Genomic DNA, 16,929 nt, shown 5'->3' with positions numbered 1-16,929 from the left:
GCGGTATTGGCAGAAGAAGATGTTGCGAACGGAAAGTTGTCTGAGAGTCGCTTCTCCAAACTACTAGCGGCTTATGGGCAGCGAGAACCCCAAGCGCGCATTTGGGAAATTGGCAAAAAAGCGATTAACCATCGAATTTACATCACCGATAAACAAGGCATTGTGATTGCGGATTCTTGGCAGCAAGACGTAGGCAAAGACTACTCGCAATGGAACGATGTGTATCTCACGTTGCGTGGTCAATACGGCGCGCGCAGTACCATCGAAGACCCGAAAGATCCGCTCTCAACCGTTATGCATGTTGCTGCGCCCATTTACCACAAAGGCGAAATCATTGGCAGCGTGACGGTGGCAAAATCCAATCGCTCCGTACAGCCCTTCATCGATCTTTCTAAACGCAATGTGCTGTTTTGGATGGTATGGATGAGTGGTTTAGTGCTATTGGCAGGGGCATTGTTTGCTTGGCGAATTCACTCGGCACTGAACAAGCTAGAAGACTACGCGACCAAAATGGGTGAGGGTGAAAAGGTCTCTAAGCCGACATTTCGTATCTTTTATGAGTACGGCACGCTAAGCGACGCATTAGAGAAAATGCGCAATCAGCTCGATGGTAAACAATATGTGGAAGAGTACGTACAGACGCTGACTCATGAGCTGAAAAGCCCGTTATCAGCGATTAAAGGCGCGAGTGAAATATTGCAAATGCCGTTGCCTGAAGAAAAGGTCGCGCGCTTTGCTGGCAACATTGAGCGAGAAAGCGACCGCATGCAGTCATTGATTGATAAGTTGCTAGAACTTGCTCGTCTTGAAAAGCGCCCTGAGCTAGAACAAGTCGAAGCTATCTCGCTAAAACAAATGGTCAATGAAGTGCTTGAATCGGCGGATGCGCGCTTGAGTGCTAAGTCGGTGATTGCCAACATCCAAATTGATGACCACCAAGCCGTGCTTGGTGATGCCTTCTTACTGAAACAAGCCGTTTTTAACCTGATGGACAATGCGCTGGATTTTGTTGATTCAGAGGGATGCATTGAATGGAAAGCTGAGGTCACGAAAGAGAAGGTATGCTTGTCGATTTTCAATTCAGGTCCTCACATTCCTGACTATGCGATGCCTCGTTTGACCGAGCGCTTTTATTCCCTCGCTCGGGAAAATGGCGTTAAGAGCACTGGGCTCGGGCTTAATTTTGTTGAGCAAGTGATCAAGCTGCACAAAGGTCAGTTGCAAGTCGAAAACGTCGATTCTGGCGTGAAAGTGACCCTGATTTTACCAACTCCATAGAAACTCCACATTAGCTCCATTCGTTCTCCAAATTGCTGATTTAGATTACTCCCATCAGCAAATGGAGAATGAAACATGAAAAAGATCCTCAATAACCAACTCGGCACGAAGTTCGCCTTCGTGCTGTTTTTGTTTGTCTTATTGCAAATCCCGCTTTCAATGGTCACAGGGCTGATCTCAGAGCGCTCATATCGCCAAGATGAAGTCAGAAACGACATCGCACGCAGCAGCAGCGGCGAGCAGCGCATCATTGGTCCATTCATCATGGTTAACTACACCGAAACCAGTTACCGAGATGACAAAGTACAGATTAAAGAGCGTCGTAAATTTCTTTTACCTAGCACTTTTGATATGAGCGCGAATCTGGACAGTTTTGAAAAGTACCGAGGCATATACCGTGCGCGTTTATACAAAGCACAAGTGGCACTGAAAGGCACTTTCGATGCAGACGATCTCGCGGCGTTGCAGGGGCTTGATATTGACAACATGAGCCTAGTGGTTGGCATTGAAGATAGCCGCGGATTAATTCGTTTGGATGACATGACCATGGAGAGTGCTAACATCGAAGTCGCACCGGGAACGGGGTTAAATCAGTTACCACAAGGCTTCCACAGTGATCTGACACTTGCAGACCTAAACCCAGCACAACCTTTGGCTTTCGATCTTAACTTCTTGCTACAAGGGATGGGACAGCTTCAAGTCACACCAATTGGCAGTCAAACAACGGTTGAACTCTCTTCAACTTGGGCGCATCCAAGCTTTATCGGTGATTACTTACCGGTGTCATCAGAAGTATCTGAAGATGGATTTAACGCACAGTGGGCGAGCAACAACTTCTCTACCAATATTGCGCAGCTGTTCCAAAGCTGTTTGTCATCGAATCACGCTTGTCACGAGCTTGAACAGCGACAAATGGGCGTAGATTTGATTGATCCCGTGGACCACTATTTGAAATCTCACCGAGCTGTGAACTATTCACTGTTGGTTATCACATTAGTATTTGCGAGTTTCTTCTTACTGGAGCTGTTCCAAGCGCGTCCGGTTCACCCAGTACAATACGGCTTTATTGGTCTGGCTTTAGCGCTTTTCTATCTATTGCTGATTTCGATGAGTGAACACCTCGGCTTTAACTGGGCATATGTGGTGTCAGCAGTCGCATCGACGGGGCTTTTAAGTGTTTACGTGAGCGGTATGTTGAGCAACACCAAACACGGCGCGATCTTCGGAGCGTGTTTGCTCACTCTCTACGGATTACTGTTTGGCTTGCTACAAGCAGAAAGCTACGCATTGGTCATGGGGGCATTACTGTGTTTCGCGATTTTGAGTTTCACTATGGTCATTACACGCAACATCGACTGGTACGCACGAAATAAGAAAGCGGAAGAAAGTGCAAAGGCGAATCATGAAGACGTTTAAGCGAGAAACTCTCACTGGTCAGCCAAGTGATATGGTGGAAGAGACATCCGCTATCCACCTGCGATTTTCTGCAAAAAATGGACTGAAAAGTTTGGTGTGTTTTATCGCATTGGTCGTTATCGCACTCTATGTTCGAGACAGCTTTATTCGTCCGACATTTGGTGATGTTCTCGTTGTAGTTTGGCTCTACTACTTTCTTGCAAGTATGTTCTCTATGCCCGTTAACTGGCTGGTTTCATTGGTGGTGTTGATTGCGTTTGCCGTCGAGTTGGGGCAATTGCTTCAGGTCGCAGCTTGGCTTGGTATCGAACCTTCATCGCCTCTGGCAGTGATTTTGGGCGCCACATTTGATTGGAAAGATCTGCTGGCTTACTGCATCGGAGGTCTACTGTGTTGGTGGATAGAAAAGAAATGAAGACCGAGATGAAAGCCATTGTGCTGCCAGACCGATTCCGCAATTCCAAACGAGGTATTCGTAAAAGGATCAAAATCAGTTTACTCAAGCGCGTGTACCTTTGGTCACTGACCAACAGAGAACTGCTGTAAACATCGCCTCTTTATATGAAAGACACAAGGGAATCTTAAACTCACCGGCGCACAGGGTGAGTTAAGACTCCCTTTATTAATAGGGTCTATTGAGCTTTCAAGCTGATTTTTGCAGCTATTTGTGGGTAATTTATATGAGGCAGAGACATTTGAAATGTAGTTGGTGTAACTGATAAGCCGGTAATGAAGTATAAATGAACCACAAACGCTACCCGAAGGGTTCGGCTAAAAGCGTTTTACTCTTTGTTGAGAGGTAATTGCTTAGAATGACTAGGCGGCAAACCTCTCGCCGCGATTAAAACGCTTTTATCTCGAACAAAATTTAACCGTGAAAGTTCAATAGACCCTAACTAAGACATCTCGCTGCTACTTTTAATTAGCTTTCAAATGAAAGTTTATCGCCGAACGCCTCTTTCCAGTCTTTATCGAACTGTTCAACCGCAGGTTTTACTGCTGGGTGAGCGAACATTTGTGCCGCCACATCGGTTGGTAATGTAATGGCTTCGATACCCAGTTTCATCACCTCCATCGCTTGTTGAGTGTTCTTGAAGCTGGCTGCCAAAATCTTCGCTGGTAGTTGGTTTTGATCGAGCAACAATTGAAGATCCGCGACCACTTCAACACCGTTGCCGTTCATCGCATCAATGCGGTTTACGTAAGGTGCTAGGTAGTCAGCACCGCACAGTGCCGCTAGGAAACCTTGTTGAGCTGAATAGATAGCGGTAGCAAGAACCTGAATTCCCTCTTTTTTCATTAGCTTAATTGCAGCTAAGCCTGTTTCTGTTGCTGGCACTTTTACCACCATATCGTAAGGCAATTCATTCAGTTGGCGCGCTTCTGCCAGCATACCTTCGACGGTTGAACTCACGACTTGAGCGTGAAAGCGAGGTGTACCGCCAAGTGCTTCTTGCATGCCTGCTAGGGTTTCATTCAGTCCCTGTTTTGACTTCGCCAAAATGCTTGGGTTTGTCGTCACGCCTTTTAGCGGTAGGCATTGGTTAAAGCGTTTTACTTCTGCCACATCAGCAGTATCTAAATAAAGTTCAATCATGGTTTCTACCTTAAACAAAATCTTCGTTTTGATGATGGGATCACTATAGATCTGACAATCGAACGAGATCTTGATTTTGATCAATTGAAATTTCATTTGAAACTATAATAATTTCATTAAATGAAAGTTAAGTGAAACTTGTAAACGCTCAAATGAAGCTTTCAGTTCGAACAAAGAAAAGCTGTTCATAAGACTTAACCAGCAAGAAAGAAACGGATTAAGTACACAGCGGTAGCACAGACCAAGAGGCAAGCAGAGATGTATTTCAATATTCAACGATTCTCTACCCATGATGGCGATGGCATTCGTTCCATTCTTTTTCTTAAAGGATGCAGCTTGTCTTGCCCTTGGTGTCAAAACCCAGAAAGCCGCAGCGAAAAGCATTCACTGCTTTTTGATCAGCGAAGCTGCATGGAAGATTGCCAGCTGTGCGTTTCTGCTTATCAAGCTACAACTCAAACCACGGCGGGTAGTGAAACGGTGAGCGATGGTATTCAACGTATCGACAACCAGATCATCATCAATCGCAAAGCCATCAAAGAAGACCAACTGATCGCGCTGCGAGACGTCTGTCCTACGCAAGCACTGACTGTCTGCGGTGAAGAGGCGAAATCAGACATGTTGTTCGACACCTTAATGAAAGACAAACCTTTCTATGACCAAAGCCAAGGTGGCGTGACATTCTCCGGTGGTGAGCCACTCATGCAAGCGGATTTGGTGGCAGAACTCGCACAGCGTCTGCATGACAACCAAGTCTCGACTGCGATTGAATCGTGCATGCATGTGCCGTGGAAGAACGTCGAAAAAGCCGCGCCGCATATCGATTGTTGGTTGGCGGATTTAAAACACACCGATGAAGAAAAGTTTCTTAGCTGGGCGAAAGGTTCACTAAAACGCATCAAAGACAATTTCCGAAAACTGGCACCTATCGCGAAACGCATTGTGATTCGCGTTCCAGTGGTGCCGGGGTTCAATGACACCATCGAAGAGTTGAAAGACATCATCGATTTTGCGGCTTCACTAGAAAGCTGCCAAGAACTTCACTTGCTGCCGTACCACACGCTCGGCATCAATAAATACCGCTTGCTCGATATGCCTTACGAGTGTTCTGACAAGCCATTAAACAAACCAGAACTGCTAGAAAGCGCCATGCAATACGCAAGCGAAAACACCCAACTTAACGTGATTGTAAGAGGTTAACTATGGACCTGAATTACCTTCCTGAGCGTATCAAAGCGCACAAATCGGCACTGGTAAATATCGTAACGCCACCTGTCTGTACCGAGCGTGCAGAGGCATACACTCGTGCTTATCAAGCAAACGAAGACAAACCTGTGATTGTCCAACGTGCGCTAGCACTGCAAGAGCACTTACGCACTCGTACGATTTGGATTAAACACGATGAATTGATCGTCGGTAACCAAGCGAGCAAAGTGCGCGCTGCGCCTATGTTCCCAGAATACACTGTACGTTGGATTGAAGCGGAAATTGATGAGCTAGCCGACCGACCAGGTGCTGGCTTTGCTGTCACCGAAGAAGATAAACAAAGCATCCACAGTATCACGCCGTACTGGCGCGGTAAAACCGTTCAAGACCGTTGTTATGGCTTGTTCACTGATGAGCAGCAAGAAATCTTAGCCAGCACCATCATTAAAGCCGAAGGCAACATGACTTCGGGTGACGCGCACCTTGCGGTGGACAACGAGAAAATCTTGAAGCTAGGCATGAACGGTTTGTTAGAGGATGTTCGTCAGCACCGTGCTAACAATGATGTTTCGACCTTTGAAGGCTTGAAGAAAGAGCAGTTCTACAAATCGGTCGAAATCGTACTGCTTGCGATTCAAGATCACATAGTGAGCTACGCTGAATTGGCGTCAAAAATGGCGCTAGAAGAGACACGCCCGCTGCGCAAAGCTGAGTTAGAAAGCATTGCGGCAAACTGTCGTCATGTCGCGAGCCACGCACCAGAAAACTTCTGGCAAGCACTGCAGTTGAGCTATTTCGTTCAGTTGATGCTACAAATCGAATCGAATGGTCACTCGGTTTCTTTCGGTCGTATGGACCAATTCCTCAACGAGTTTTATGTTCGTGATATCGAAAACGGCGCGATTGAAAAAGACTTTGCACTAGAGCTTTTACAAAGCTGTTGGTTGAAGTTGCTTGAAGTTAACAAGATTCGCTCTGGTGCGCACTCTAAAGCCTCCGCAGGTTCTCCGCTGTATCAAAACGTGTGTATCGGCGGTCAGAAGTTGAATGAAAAGGGTGAGCCTGAAGATGCAGTGAATCCACTTTCTTGGGTGATTTTGGAATCTTGTGGTCAGTTACGTTCGACGCAACCTAACTTGAGTGTGCGTTACCATGAAGGTTTAAACCAAGAGTTCTTAATGGGCTGTATTGAAGTGATTAAATGCGGATTTGGTATGCCAGCGTTCAACAACGATGAGATTGTTATTCCTGAATTCATCAAGCTTGGTGTAGAGAAAGAAGACGCTTACAACTACGCATCTATCGGCTGTATCGAGACCGCAGTTCCGGGCAAATGGGGTTACCGTTGTACGGGCATGAGCTTCATTAACTTCGCCCGTATCTTGCTAGCTTCATTGAACGAAGGTGTGGATGCAACAACGGGTAAAGCTTTCTTGCCACACGATAAGTCATTAGCAAAAGGCAACTTTGAGAACTTTGAGCAAGTGACCGCTTCTTGGGCAGAGCAAATCCGCTACTACACCCGTAAATCGATTGAGATTGATACTGTAGTCGACAGCGTACTTGAACAGCAAGCTCAAGACATTTTCTGTTCAACGCTGGTGGATGACTGTTTGGCTCGCGGTAAAACCGTGAAAGAAGGTGGCGCGAAATACGATTGGGTATCTGGTTTGCAAGTCGGTATCGCGAACTTGGGTAACAGCCTAGCTGCCATCAAGCACCTTGTTTTCGATGATGCGCAAATCACTCAGCCCCTTATCTCACAACAACAGCTAGCAAAAGCATTGGCAGAAGATTTCGATGGCATGGAGAACGAACAGCTTCGCCAACGTCTTATCAACTTTGCACCAAAATACGGTAACGATGATGACGCGGTAGACCAACTATTGGCAGACGCTTACCAAGTGTACATTGATGAGCTAGAGCAGTTCGTTAATACGCGTCATGGGCGTGGTCCAATTGGCGGCGGTTACTACGCAGGTACATCAAGTATCTCGGCAAACGTCCCATTCGGTGCTTCAACCATGGCAACGCCAGATGGTCGTAAAGCGAAAACGCCATTGGCAGAAGGTGCAAGCCCATCATCTGGCTCAGACCGTTTAGGTCCAACGGCAGTGTACAACTCGGTTGGTAAGATTCAAGCGAATAAGATCCTTGGTGGCGTGCTGCTTAACCAGAAGTTAAGCCCGGCAGCAGTTGAGTCTGAAGGGGACAAGCTCAAGCTTTCTATGTTGATTCGCACCTTCTTCAACCACCACAAAGGCTGGCATGTTCAGTACAACATCGTCTCTCGCGAGACCTTGCTAGCAGCGAAGAAGAACCCTGAACAATATCGTGATCTGGTTGTGCGAGTTGCAGGCTACTCAGCCTTCTTCACCGCGCTATCACCAGATGCTCAAGACGATATCATTGCTCGTACCGAGCACGAGCTGTAAGTACACTCACTAACTAAAACGAAAGGCACCGATTGGTGCCTTTGGTTTGAATACTTAATCCGCAAATGACTATACCTGAACGCATTAAAGCTTGTGCAAAATGGTCACGCATTTCTTCGTGACGTTGTCGTATTCTTTCGTCATGTAAGCGGTAGTGATCGCGCCCTCTTTCATGAAGCAAATGGCATCGAGTAATGAAGCGTTGTCTGATTTGAGATAGCGTTGAATTAGCTCTCTGACTTGCTGCTTATGGTAGCGGCAATACGTTGCGATCTCGCCACTGTCGTCACTGAATTCCGCGGACGTATTGATGAAAAAGCAACCGCGAAACTCGCCCAACTTTTCTTCAGAGCCATGAAACCAGCCGTTGAGTGCTGTAAATAACTGATCGATCACTTCCGCGCACGTTTGTGCTGAAGAAAGCTTTTCCTCCAACCATTCCATAAATATTTCGTGGCGTTGTTCTAATGCGGAGATGATAAGTGCTTCTTTGCTCTCAAAATGGTTATATAGCGTGCGTTTAGCCACGCCGGAAACATTGAGGACTTCATTGATGCCAATAGAGTTGATGCCTTGTTTATAAAACAGTGACAAAGCTGTGTCGATCAATAACTGTTTCTTTTTGTTCATAACTATGTCCTCAAAAAGTTCCATAAACACATATTGACAAAGGTAGACAGATTTGTCTATTTTATTTTGTAGACAATTCGGTCTACTTTGAGGTGTTTATGAATAATTTAATTTTATCGTTGGTTGCCGGGCTTGGCGCTACGTTGGCTATTGGCGTATTGTCCTACGCTGAGGTATCACTGACGGAGGTTGTACTCCTGATGGCACCATTTGGTGCTACCGCAGTACTGGTGTTTGGGGTGCCTAGCAGCCCTCTCGCTCAACCAAAAAACGTGATCATTGGTCACTTCATCACGGCATCTATCGGTATTGCGTTTAGCCAGTATGTTGACGTCACGCCGGTCACGCTCGCGATTGCGACGGGGCTAGGTGTGTCTGCGATGCTGATTACGAAGACCACTCATCCACCTGCGGGGGCAAATCCAATTTTGATCATGGCGTCTGGGCAGGGATGGAGTTTTCTCTTCACGCCTGTCCTGATTGGCGCGGTAGTGATTGTTCTGGTCGGTAAAGGGCTACAGTTGCTCCAAAGTCAGTACTTAAACCCTCGATTGAATGGTCAGAAGACCTAGTCGGGTTGTAGTTAGGGCCGCGAAAGGGAGTGATCTCTTTTGCGGTTTTATCTTTTGTCGGTTTGCAAAAACAAAATCTGATTCTCTCTTGGTATTCAGTCGTATACATCAACATGGTAGTTAAATTGGTACAATGCGATGAACAGAATCCACCCTAAGAAACTATTGCACAGTAAATGGACGGCTATTTCACCTAAAAACAAAGAGAAGCATTTTGTCGTGACGGAAATGGAACTAGATGAAGATGGTAACGTTGTGAGATGTGTCATCGAGGCAGTCATGAGTAAACGCGACCGAGAGATGAACTGGCAAGACCTAAAAGACTCTGAGCAATGGATGCAAGGGTGGAAGTGAGTGACGCTTTGTTGTTGGGCGAATCAAGCAGAAACGTGCGTTGCGAGTAGGCAAAAGTGGTGCTATCTGATACGTTGATAATTCGTTCTAACGCCCACTCAAAGGATTAATTATGATTGATTTCGACAATTCCTCTGTATTTAAGCTTAAGCCGATTGACGTTTCTAATGCCAGAGAAGACTTCCTTAAGTTCTTGATTGATGGTGAGACTATTTTCGCTGCTTTTAAAACAGTTCGTGACCAAGTGGTGTTTACGAACAAGCGAGTGATAGCGGCAAATGTGCAAGGGATTACCGGCTCAAAAGTGGATTACACTTCTTTGCCTTACAGTAAGATCAATGCATTTTCTATCGAGACCTCTGGTACTTTTGATTTGGATTGTGAAATCGAGTTCTTCATGAGTGAGGTTGGAAGAGTGCGTTTTGAAATTAAAGGCTCGTTTGATTTGATTTCTTTCAACCGTATGGTTAGTGAGTATGTACTAGGTTAAGGGATTAGAAATGAGAGCTTCGCTGAGAGACAAAATTATAGAGGTCTGTGACAAAAAGATCGCGAGTAAAGGTGAATTGGTTGGTCTCTCATTTTATGCGTTTTTCGCTAATAAAAATGACGACCCAGAGCTGTTGATGGAAGCGGCTACGTGGTGGATTCAGACTCATCAGCTCGACCACTTCGAAAAAGCAGTAAAAGTAAAATCAATGGTCGAGTCGGGGAGCTAAATTAAAAAAAAGAAGTAAAGAAAGCAGACAAATGCTAATAACGTTGCGGACAAAACAGGGTAGATAATGTAAGAGTCCTGCTTGTTGGTTCGTTGAAAACATAGCGAAACAAGTAAGACGTTATAAACAACAAGTAACAAGCTGATCATGGTTCCGCTGTTTAGTGTCATACTTGATAGCTGAGTTAAGAAAAACGCCAATAAAAGGTAATCGAAGACAATGAGCCATAAAAAGGCTTTCTTTAGTAAGTCGCTTTTTCTTTTTTCGGATGATGTTATGTGCATATAGAACTCAACTAAAAAGTCACAGTAACAGAGGCTTTGGTTAGAGAGGTCACCACCAGAGTGGTGACCTTTAAAGATTATAATTCTTGAATTTTTACTTCGCTGGTGGCGGTATCGCCGGAGTAATTGATGACTTCTTGACGAATGACTGGTTGGTTGAATTCAGCCTTATCTTTCGCTTTTTGCAGTTCGCTTTCTTGGTGGTTGCCAAAAAGGGTCTCAAGCACTTTAGCGGCAGGAGTCGTTAAAACAAACAGCTCAATACGACGGTTTTCGCTAGAATCTGGCTCATCAGGATTAAGCAGCGCTCTATCTGACATACCCGTTACCTGCATTACTCTATCATCCGGCATACCGCCTTCAACTAACGTATTTCTTGCTACGTCTGCTCGAGAGGCTGATAACGCCCAGTTAGATTGACGACCAAAACGCTTTTTAAATGGAATTGCATCTGTGTGTCCGCTGATGATCAGAGGGTTATTAACACGATGAAATACAGGTGCTAGTGCGAGCAGTAAATCTTCAAAAAAAGGAGTAAGTTCTGCACCACCACGGCTGAACATATGCTGTTTGTAATCATCTTGAAGGACGATACGCAAACCTTGTGGTGTCACCGTGACGTTTACATTTCCCTGCGCATTAATTTGGGCAGTCATTTGCTCAATTACTTTCGCTAGTGCGGCAAGTTGCTCTTGAGTATCGAAGTTACCAGGAATCAAAGAATCAATTTCTGGTCCATCCCCATCACCTTTGAAGTAAGAGCTTACCACATGGTTGGAGTTGTGTTTACTTGGCACAGAAGAGTCCTGTGCCAAGTCGATAGGAGAAATACTTTGTGACGTATCAAATGGGTTGCCGTAACTCTTGTCGAATACGCTTGAACTATGCAAGTGGGCAACAATCGCTTTACGCTCTTCTTTGTCTACCACCTGCATAACCCAAAGTACAAGAAACAGCGCCATTAGGGCGATCATGAAGTCAGCAAACGCGACTTTCCACGCGCCGCCATGAGACGACTCATCATGGCTGTATACTTTGGCACGTTTGAACACTACATGCTCTTGTTTTTGCATTATCCCTCCTGTTCAGCTAACCACTTCTCCATTTGGTTGAATGTTGGTTTGATGTCTAGCTGAATATGTTTACGACCAGCGTCAATGGCGAGCAATGTCGGCTTTTTCGCTACGTAGGCAACCAAGGTTGCACGAACGCACTCAAAAGCAGTCATATTACGTTTTACTCGCTGAGCCATGGCGTTACTTAGTGGATCTAAGCCACAGTAACAACCGAAAATACCAATGAATGTACCAACGAGAGCTGCCGCAACGTGATAACCAATCATAGCGATTGAGCCATCAATAGCTTGCATGGTGATAATGATGCCACCAACTGCTGCAAGAATACCGAAGCCAGGTAGTGCTTCAGCTGTACGCTGTAGTGAGCGTGAAGGTAAAAGCATTTCGTTCTGTATTGCTTCGATTTCTTGCTCTAGCAGTCCCTCTAATTCATGAGGCGACATCTGTCCCATTGCCATTAAACGTAAATTGTCAGTAATGAAAGAAATTAGGCGATGATCTTCTGCGATCGTCGGGTAAGCGAGGAACATAGAGCTTTGCTCCGGAGCCTCAATATGAGAATCCAGAAACTTGTATCCGCGGTTTCTCGCTGTCTCTAGCAAGTTGTTGAGTAGTGCCATTAATTCCATGTAGTACTCATGCTCTTCTGTTGGACCTTTAATGGTCGCTGGCACTTGGCGACGCATTTCTTTCAGTACATGAGGCGGATTACCGATGATCAGAGAACCAGCAGCGGCGCCAATAATGATAAGGAATTCGGCTGGCTGCCAGATAGCACCTAAGCTACCACCGGCCCACATATATCCACCGAAGACGCACACCAGGATAGTGAGCACTCCAAAAAACTTTTGCATCTTGTGACTCCTAAGAGGACATTAATTGGTTGAGTTGTTTCAGCGCTTGTTTGTGAAGCTGACATATACGAGGTGGTGTCAGATCCAATACCAGAGCTATTTCGTGTAAGTTGAGTTCATGTTGATAGAACAGAGTCAGGAGCAGTTGATCGCGCTTAGGTAATTTACCCAAAGCACTGTCTAAACTACGACGAATATGTTCATGTTCCATGCCATCGTATTGCCCGCCAATGTAGCTATCACCGCTGCTCTCCATCAGTTGGTCAAGGCTTTGCATCTCGCCTGCGAGAGCGGCATTTTGGCGGTTGTAATAATCTTGCTCATTCGTCCCTAAAGCCTGGATGATTTCGGCATCCGTTGGCATTCGACCTAACGTTCGAGTGAGATCTCGAGTCACGTCGTTGAGCTCGTGGGCTTGTTGACGAGTCTTACGTGAACGCCAATCTAGTCGGCGTAATTCGTCTAAAATAGCTCCCCGAACTCGACAAACGGCGAAAGCAGGAAAGTGAGGATCGTCAACATCGCCATATCGGCGTCCAGCCTCGACTAGAGCGATAAGGCCTATCTGCTGCATATCTTCAATACTACAGTGAGAAGTGGCATGAACGCGCAGCTGGTTAACTACGCGTTTTACCATGACCTGATGACGTTGTAGCAATGCGTTTTCATCAATTGGTCGTGACGGTGTTGTCACTTCCTCTTCTGTGGTGTAAGTGTCTTGTACATTCATGTCTAACATGGTTGTGCTCCGTTATTGCACAACATATTTAGTCAACAAAACATCGTCGATTTCTCGGACGATGTCTGTTTTAGCAAAAGCGAGTAGAAGCGTTTGCTTCACTTCGTCTTGCAGAATATCGATGGCACCCGCTTGCTGTAACTGATCAAACGTTTTGTCGCTAAACAGTTTTAATAGAGAGTTTTGTACCATAGGCATGTATTCATCGATCTCTTTGATACGCTCTGGACGGCGTGTCTCAATTGCCAGTTCTAGCATCACAAAGTGAGTCTGTTTCTTGCCTTTAACGGTCAAAACGACTTTGTCCAAAGGATGGAAGCTAGGACCTTTACTTGTCGGTTGTTCTGTGACCAAAAAAGACAGTGGAGAGTCTTCGATCAGTGAACCAGAGTCAGGTGACTCTTGAGCGTGTTTGTTTAAGTACCAGATTCCGCCCATAATTGTGACGGCCGAAACGAGGGCACTGGTGATGATCATGGCGATAAACAGGGCGATCATTTGTTGTTTGGTCATAACCTTTTTCCTCGAAGATTTACTAAGCTTGAGTGCTTAGCCAGTGTTCTGAATAGTTAGTTGTTGTCGTGGTTTGGAATGCACCAGATTCTCGTGCGGCGAAAATATTGGCGTCTTCTTCGTTTGCATGTGGGTCATTTCGACCTTGGTTTTGATCAGAGCCAACATTGACATCGACATGAACGAAGTTTTGCTCTTGTAACTCAGTACGCAATCGTTCCGAAACTTGCATTAAAGCTTCTCGTGTTGCTGCGGCATTGGCGTTGATGTGGACACTCAATCGGTCACCTTCAACACGTACAAGTAAATCCAATTTCCCTAAGTCTGGTGGGTCTAGGCGGATTTTTGCTTCTTGTACATTTTGTTGAGCTTGGAGCGTCACGCGATCATGTAATACTTGCATCATTTGCTCCCCCCACTTTCCGGCAGTGGTATCAACACGCACCGCTGCCCACTCAGAGCCTTGAGCTTGAACATGACTCGTCGCAACAGGTGAATGTGCAGATTGTGTTGTAGGAGCTTGTGCTTGAAGTAGAGATGCGGTTGGTTGCCCTTGAACAGGTTGATTCAAAAGAGTTTGAAACTCAGCACCGGAGATAGGCAAACGCGAACTCGATGAAGTCGGCAGACTTTGCTTCACATCTTGTTTTGATGATGTGTTTAACATAGCGTTAGACGAATCTTGAGTAACAGACTTAACTTCGCTCGCAGTCATTAAAGATGACGCTTTTCCTAGTTTCTCAGCCTGCTTCTCTGCCATGGTAATCATACCCTGGGTTAAAGCTTGAGCTTGCGCTGCAAGATCAGTCGATTCTGTTAACCCTGGTGTACTGGTCAAGTTGGCATCCGGATCTGAAGCTGAGCGGTCATCAGTATCAAAACCATGACTTTGTACTTTGTTTGCGTTGTTCAAAGTAGAGGCCGTAAGGTGAAAACTCGGTACCGCTGACGCAGAGTTAAAGTCTTGCTCACCATTCTGCTTGTTCCCTGATTTAAAACCATGAGAAAAGCCGTGTACCGAGTTCGCTTGCTTGATGTGACCCTCATTGTTAGCTGGCGAATTACCCGAGTGCTGAGTTGAAGAAGGTATGATCATTGAGTTAGCTCCATGGTCATTGCTAATTGATAGGCCATAGCGCGTTCTTGATGGTCATTGACCATGTTCATCTCTTTTTTCAACTCGTTGGTCGACTTCTCTAATACTGCGAAGGCATTAGCGTGCACTGTTTTCGCTCGCTGGATTTCAGGTGCAAGCTTAGGATCTTTCAAAAAAGGCTTGTGACTGATCAAAAGCTCTCGCAACTGCAAGTCGTACCGCTTGAGCGCATGCCAATCGGCCGTTTTTGCGGCGAACTGGATGAGCTGAGATAAATGACGGAATCGCTCTGGCGATACTTTATGCTTGTTGTCCAAAATTCATCCAACCTTCACGAATGTTACCCATTACACGCTCAACGTTAACCAAGCGATTTGCATCGTTTTGCACGCTAGCGTAATAAAGTTCGACTTGGCAGAAGTCATAAAGCTGGCGTAGGTTTTCCGCAATTTCACCGCCGTTTTCATCATCTAGAGCACTTGTTAGTCCAATCAAGATGTTCATGCATTTGTTGATTCCATTCCCTTTCTCGGCCAAACGATTTGCGGCTAGGTGGCCGCGAATACGTTCAACTTCATCGAGTAGGCCATCGATTAACATGATGACCAATTGGTGTGGATTTGCTGCTGCCGCTTGAGCGTCGAGATCGACTTGTTGGTACGAATCGTAACCAGAATCCATAAGCATGAATATTTCTCCTAAATTTGGAACCAAATGTCTTATTTTTGAGCATTAAACATGGACATGGTTTGGTTCATTTGGGTCATAATTGAATTCATTTGAGTGAATTGTTTGAGATAGCGGTTGTACGACATTTCGTACTTACGCTCTAAATTGGTTTGTTTATCTTTGATTCGGTCTAAGCTTGACTGTATTGCGTCTTTACGCGTGCTGAAGGTACCTGATGAGAACTTCAAGAAAGGCTCTACCATCGCGTCAAGAGAATCTAGCAAAGCGTCATCCCCATTAAACAACGCCTCTAAGCCTGCGCTGTTTGTTTGTTGAGCTTCTTTGAACTTTTCTTGATCAACTTTCATTTTACCGTTGCGGTCTAGGCTCACGCCGATTTCGCTTAGGCGCATACCATTGTGTTCACCTCGGATTAACCCCGTTAACTGACTCTCAATAGAACGCAATGTCGAGTCGCTAGCGAGCACGCCGCGTTTCTGATCTTCACCGCCAATTTGGGTGTACTGATCGATAGTCGAAACAAGGGCATTGTAGGTTTCCACAAACTTATCTAGTTGTTCTTTAGTGCCTTCGCTATCAGCTCCAATTTTTAAACCGATTGGCGAATCTCCCGCGGCTTGCGGTTTAGATACGGTAATGTCAACACCGTCGATGACACCTTCAAAAGTATTACTTGCGTTGGTTAGTTTCAGGCCTGAGTCTTTTGCACCTAGCCACATAACCGCATCTTGCGGAGCGTTGATTTGCTTGAGGTTGGTGAAGGCGTCTTCAAACCACGCTTGGCCAGTACCCGATGCAGATACGTTGATCTTATTTTCGACACCAGTCTCAGTGCTCGATAGCATAAAGTGTGTTTGACCATTCGAGCGAACTAGAGTGGCGTTAACGCCAGGGTTATCCGTGTGATTGTTAATCGCACTGGCTAAATCGCTGATCGTTGCAGTGCCGTCACCATTAACATCAACGGAGGACAAGTCTAGAGTCATTGTTTCACCGTTGATGGTGAATTCTAAAGATCCAGTTGTTGGTACTTCTGTCGTTGCCTCAAGGTCTGCAGGCATACCTGTAGATACTTGATGCGCCGTTGCCACTTTTTCTACAAAAATCTGATAGTTACCCGTTAGCGCTTTAGCATCCGCGTTTGCAGTAAAGTTACCTTCTTGAGAGAGTGTCGCACTGTTTTTGATGATGCTGTTTGTGCTGTTATTCATCTCTTTCATTGCAGTACGAAAATCACGTAGTGCGCTTTCAACTTTATTAAAAGCTGACAGTTGTGACTGGTACACATTAGCTTGCGCTTGGTAACGGTTTTTGAATGGGTTTGTGTCCAATTGTGCGAATTGGGTTGCCATTTTTACTGGGTCTAAAGAACTCATGAGGTGTGCTCCTCTCATCTCTTATTGGCTTGAATACTTTGAATGCTACGCCTTAGTTTAATTATCAGTGGCAAGATACGTGCCGTATATTAAA

20 protein-coding genes are annotated in these 16,929 nt (G+C 45.5%); 9 read left to right on the top strand and 11 right to left on the bottom strand.

Features of this window, described 5'->3' with window-relative positions; all coding sequences use genetic code 11:
- From creC to IQR33_RS31505, 3 genes are all read left to right on the top strand, one after another.
- Positions 1–1,278: two-component system sensor histidine kinase CreC (creC, locus tag IQR33_RS31515; RefSeq protein WP_228014244.1), on the top strand; the 1,278-nt coding region annotated here is incomplete at its 5' end.
- Positions 1,279–1,353: 75 nt separating this feature from the next.
- Positions 1,354–2,694, top strand: a complete 1,341-nt coding sequence (gene creD / locus IQR33_RS31510; protein ID WP_193837780.1) for a cell envelope integrity protein CreD — start codon at positions 1,354–1,356, stop codon at positions 2,692–2,694.
- On the top strand, positions 2,681–3,109 hold the full coding sequence (locus IQR33_RS31505) for a DUF2809 domain-containing protein (RefSeq protein WP_193837779.1): 429 nt from the start codon (positions 2,681–2,683) through the stop codon (positions 3,107–3,109). Before creD ends, IQR33_RS31505 begins: the two co-directional genes overlap by 14 nt.
- A 507-nt stretch (positions 3,110–3,616) precedes the next feature.
- Here the strand turns inward: IQR33_RS31505 and IQR33_RS31500 are convergent.
- Positions 3,617–4,291 carry a fructose-6-phosphate aldolase gene (locus IQR33_RS31500; protein WP_193837778.1) on the bottom strand — a complete coding sequence of 225 codons (675 nt, stop codon included), beginning with the start codon at positions 4,289–4,291 and terminating at the stop codon, positions 3,617–3,619.
- Between the two features lie 258 nt (positions 4,292–4,549).
- Here IQR33_RS31500 and IQR33_RS31495 point away from each other — a divergent pair, with 258 nt between their 5' ends.
- On the top strand, positions 4,550–5,491 hold the full coding sequence (locus tag IQR33_RS31495) for a glycyl-radical enzyme activating protein (protein WP_158173242.1): 942 nt from the start codon (positions 4,550–4,552) through the stop codon (positions 5,489–5,491).
- 2 nt (positions 5,492–5,493) lie between these two features.
- A complete protein-coding gene (locus tag IQR33_RS31490) occupies positions 5,494–7,932 on the top strand; it encodes a formate C-acetyltransferase/glycerol dehydratase family glycyl radical enzyme (RefSeq protein WP_193837777.1) in 2,439 nt (812 codons plus the stop codon).
- 84 nt (positions 7,933–8,016) lie between these two features.
- On the opposite strand, the gene IQR33_RS31485 is transcribed toward IQR33_RS31490, so the two are convergent.
- The gene (locus IQR33_RS31485; RefSeq protein WP_017634429.1) at positions 8,017–8,562 is read right to left on the bottom strand and encodes a TetR/AcrR family transcriptional regulator; all 546 of its coding nucleotides are present in this window, start codon (positions 8,560–8,562) and stop codon (positions 8,017–8,019) included.
- Positions 8,563–8,660: 98 nt separating this feature from the next.
- Between IQR33_RS31485 and IQR33_RS31480 the strand changes: the two genes are divergently transcribed.
- The 4 genes from IQR33_RS31480 to IQR33_RS31465 all read left to right on the top strand — a co-directional run bounded on the left by IQR33_RS31480 (position 8,661) and on the right by IQR33_RS31465 (position 10,207).
- Positions 8,661–9,134 (top strand): HPP family protein, encoded by a 474-nt coding sequence (locus IQR33_RS31480; protein WP_005374998.1) that lies wholly within the window; start codon positions 8,661–8,663, stop codon positions 9,132–9,134.
- Positions 9,135–9,272: 138 nt separating this feature from the next.
- A complete protein-coding gene (locus IQR33_RS31475) occupies positions 9,273–9,488 on the top strand; it encodes a TIGR02450 family Trp-rich protein (RefSeq protein WP_005374999.1) in 216 nt (71 codons plus the stop codon).
- A gap of 112 nt (positions 9,489–9,600) precedes the next feature.
- A complete protein-coding gene (locus IQR33_RS31470) occupies positions 9,601–9,978 on the top strand; it encodes a PH domain-containing protein (protein ID WP_005386881.1) in 378 nt (125 codons plus the stop codon).
- A gap of 10 nt (positions 9,979–9,988) precedes the next feature.
- Positions 9,989–10,207 carry a DUF6500 family protein gene (locus IQR33_RS31465; protein ID WP_005375001.1) on the top strand — a complete coding sequence of 73 codons (219 nt, stop codon included), beginning with the start codon at positions 9,989–9,991 and terminating at the stop codon, positions 10,205–10,207.
- Here IQR33_RS31465 and IQR33_RS35025 read toward each other — a convergent pair.
- From IQR33_RS35025 to fliD, 9 genes are all read right to left on the bottom strand, one after another.
- Complete coding sequence (locus tag IQR33_RS35025) at positions 10,204–10,491, bottom strand: hypothetical protein (RefSeq protein ID WP_005375002.1); 288 nt, start codon at positions 10,489–10,491, stop codon at positions 10,204–10,206. The genes IQR33_RS31465 and IQR33_RS35025 overlap by 4 nt on opposite strands.
- Positions 10,492–10,568: 77 nt before the next feature.
- The gene (locus IQR33_RS31460) at positions 10,569–11,564 is read right to left on the bottom strand and encodes a flagellar motor protein MotB (RefSeq protein ID WP_005375003.1); all 996 of its coding nucleotides are present in this window, start codon (positions 11,562–11,564) and stop codon (positions 10,569–10,571) included.
- Positions 11,564–12,421 carry a flagellar motor stator protein MotA gene (gene motA / locus IQR33_RS31455; protein WP_005375006.1) on the bottom strand — a complete coding sequence of 286 codons (858 nt, stop codon included), beginning with the start codon at positions 12,419–12,421 and terminating at the stop codon, positions 11,564–11,566. The genes IQR33_RS31460 and motA overlap by 1 nt, the downstream gene beginning before the upstream one ends.
- A gap of 10 nt (positions 12,422–12,431) precedes the next feature.
- Complete coding sequence (locus IQR33_RS31450) at positions 12,432–13,160, bottom strand: FliA/WhiG family RNA polymerase sigma factor (protein ID WP_005375008.1); 729 nt, start codon at positions 13,158–13,160, stop codon at positions 12,432–12,434.
- Between the two features lie 12 nt (positions 13,161–13,172).
- Positions 13,173–13,673: a flagellar basal body-associated FliL family protein gene (locus IQR33_RS31445; protein ID WP_005375011.1), complete on the bottom strand. Its 501-nt coding sequence runs from the start codon at positions 13,671–13,673 to the stop codon at positions 13,173–13,175.
- A 22-nt stretch (positions 13,674–13,695) separates the two neighbouring features.
- Entirely contained in the window at positions 13,696–14,769 is a 1,074-nt protein-coding gene (locus IQR33_RS31440; RefSeq protein ID WP_017634432.1) for a flagellar hook-length control protein FliK, read from the bottom strand.
- The gene (locus tag IQR33_RS31435) at positions 14,766–15,086 is read right to left on the bottom strand and encodes a hypothetical protein (protein WP_005375013.1); all 321 of its coding nucleotides are present in this window, start codon (positions 15,084–15,086) and stop codon (positions 14,766–14,768) included. The genes IQR33_RS31440 and IQR33_RS31435 overlap by 4 nt, the downstream gene beginning before the upstream one ends.
- Positions 15,070–15,456, bottom strand: coding sequence for a flagellar export chaperone FliS (gene fliS, locus IQR33_RS31430; protein WP_005375014.1), 387 nt, complete (start codon positions 15,454–15,456; stop codon positions 15,070–15,072). The genes IQR33_RS31435 and fliS overlap by 17 nt, the downstream gene beginning before the upstream one ends.
- A gap of 32 nt (positions 15,457–15,488) precedes the next feature.
- Positions 15,489–16,835: a flagellar filament capping protein FliD gene (gene fliD, locus IQR33_RS31425; protein ID WP_005375015.1), complete on the bottom strand. Its 1,347-nt coding sequence runs from the start codon at positions 16,833–16,835 to the stop codon at positions 15,489–15,491.
- Positions 16,836–16,929 lie beyond the last annotated feature (94 nt).

The sequence above is a fragment of the Vibrio sp. OPT46 genome, from assembly GCF_015163535.1.
Classification (GTDB): domain Bacteria; phylum Pseudomonadota; class Gammaproteobacteria; order Enterobacterales; family Vibrionaceae; genus Vibrio; species Vibrio alginolyticus.
Note: the sequence above shows the minus strand (reverse complement) of the source record. Positions and strands in the feature narration are given on the sequence as shown.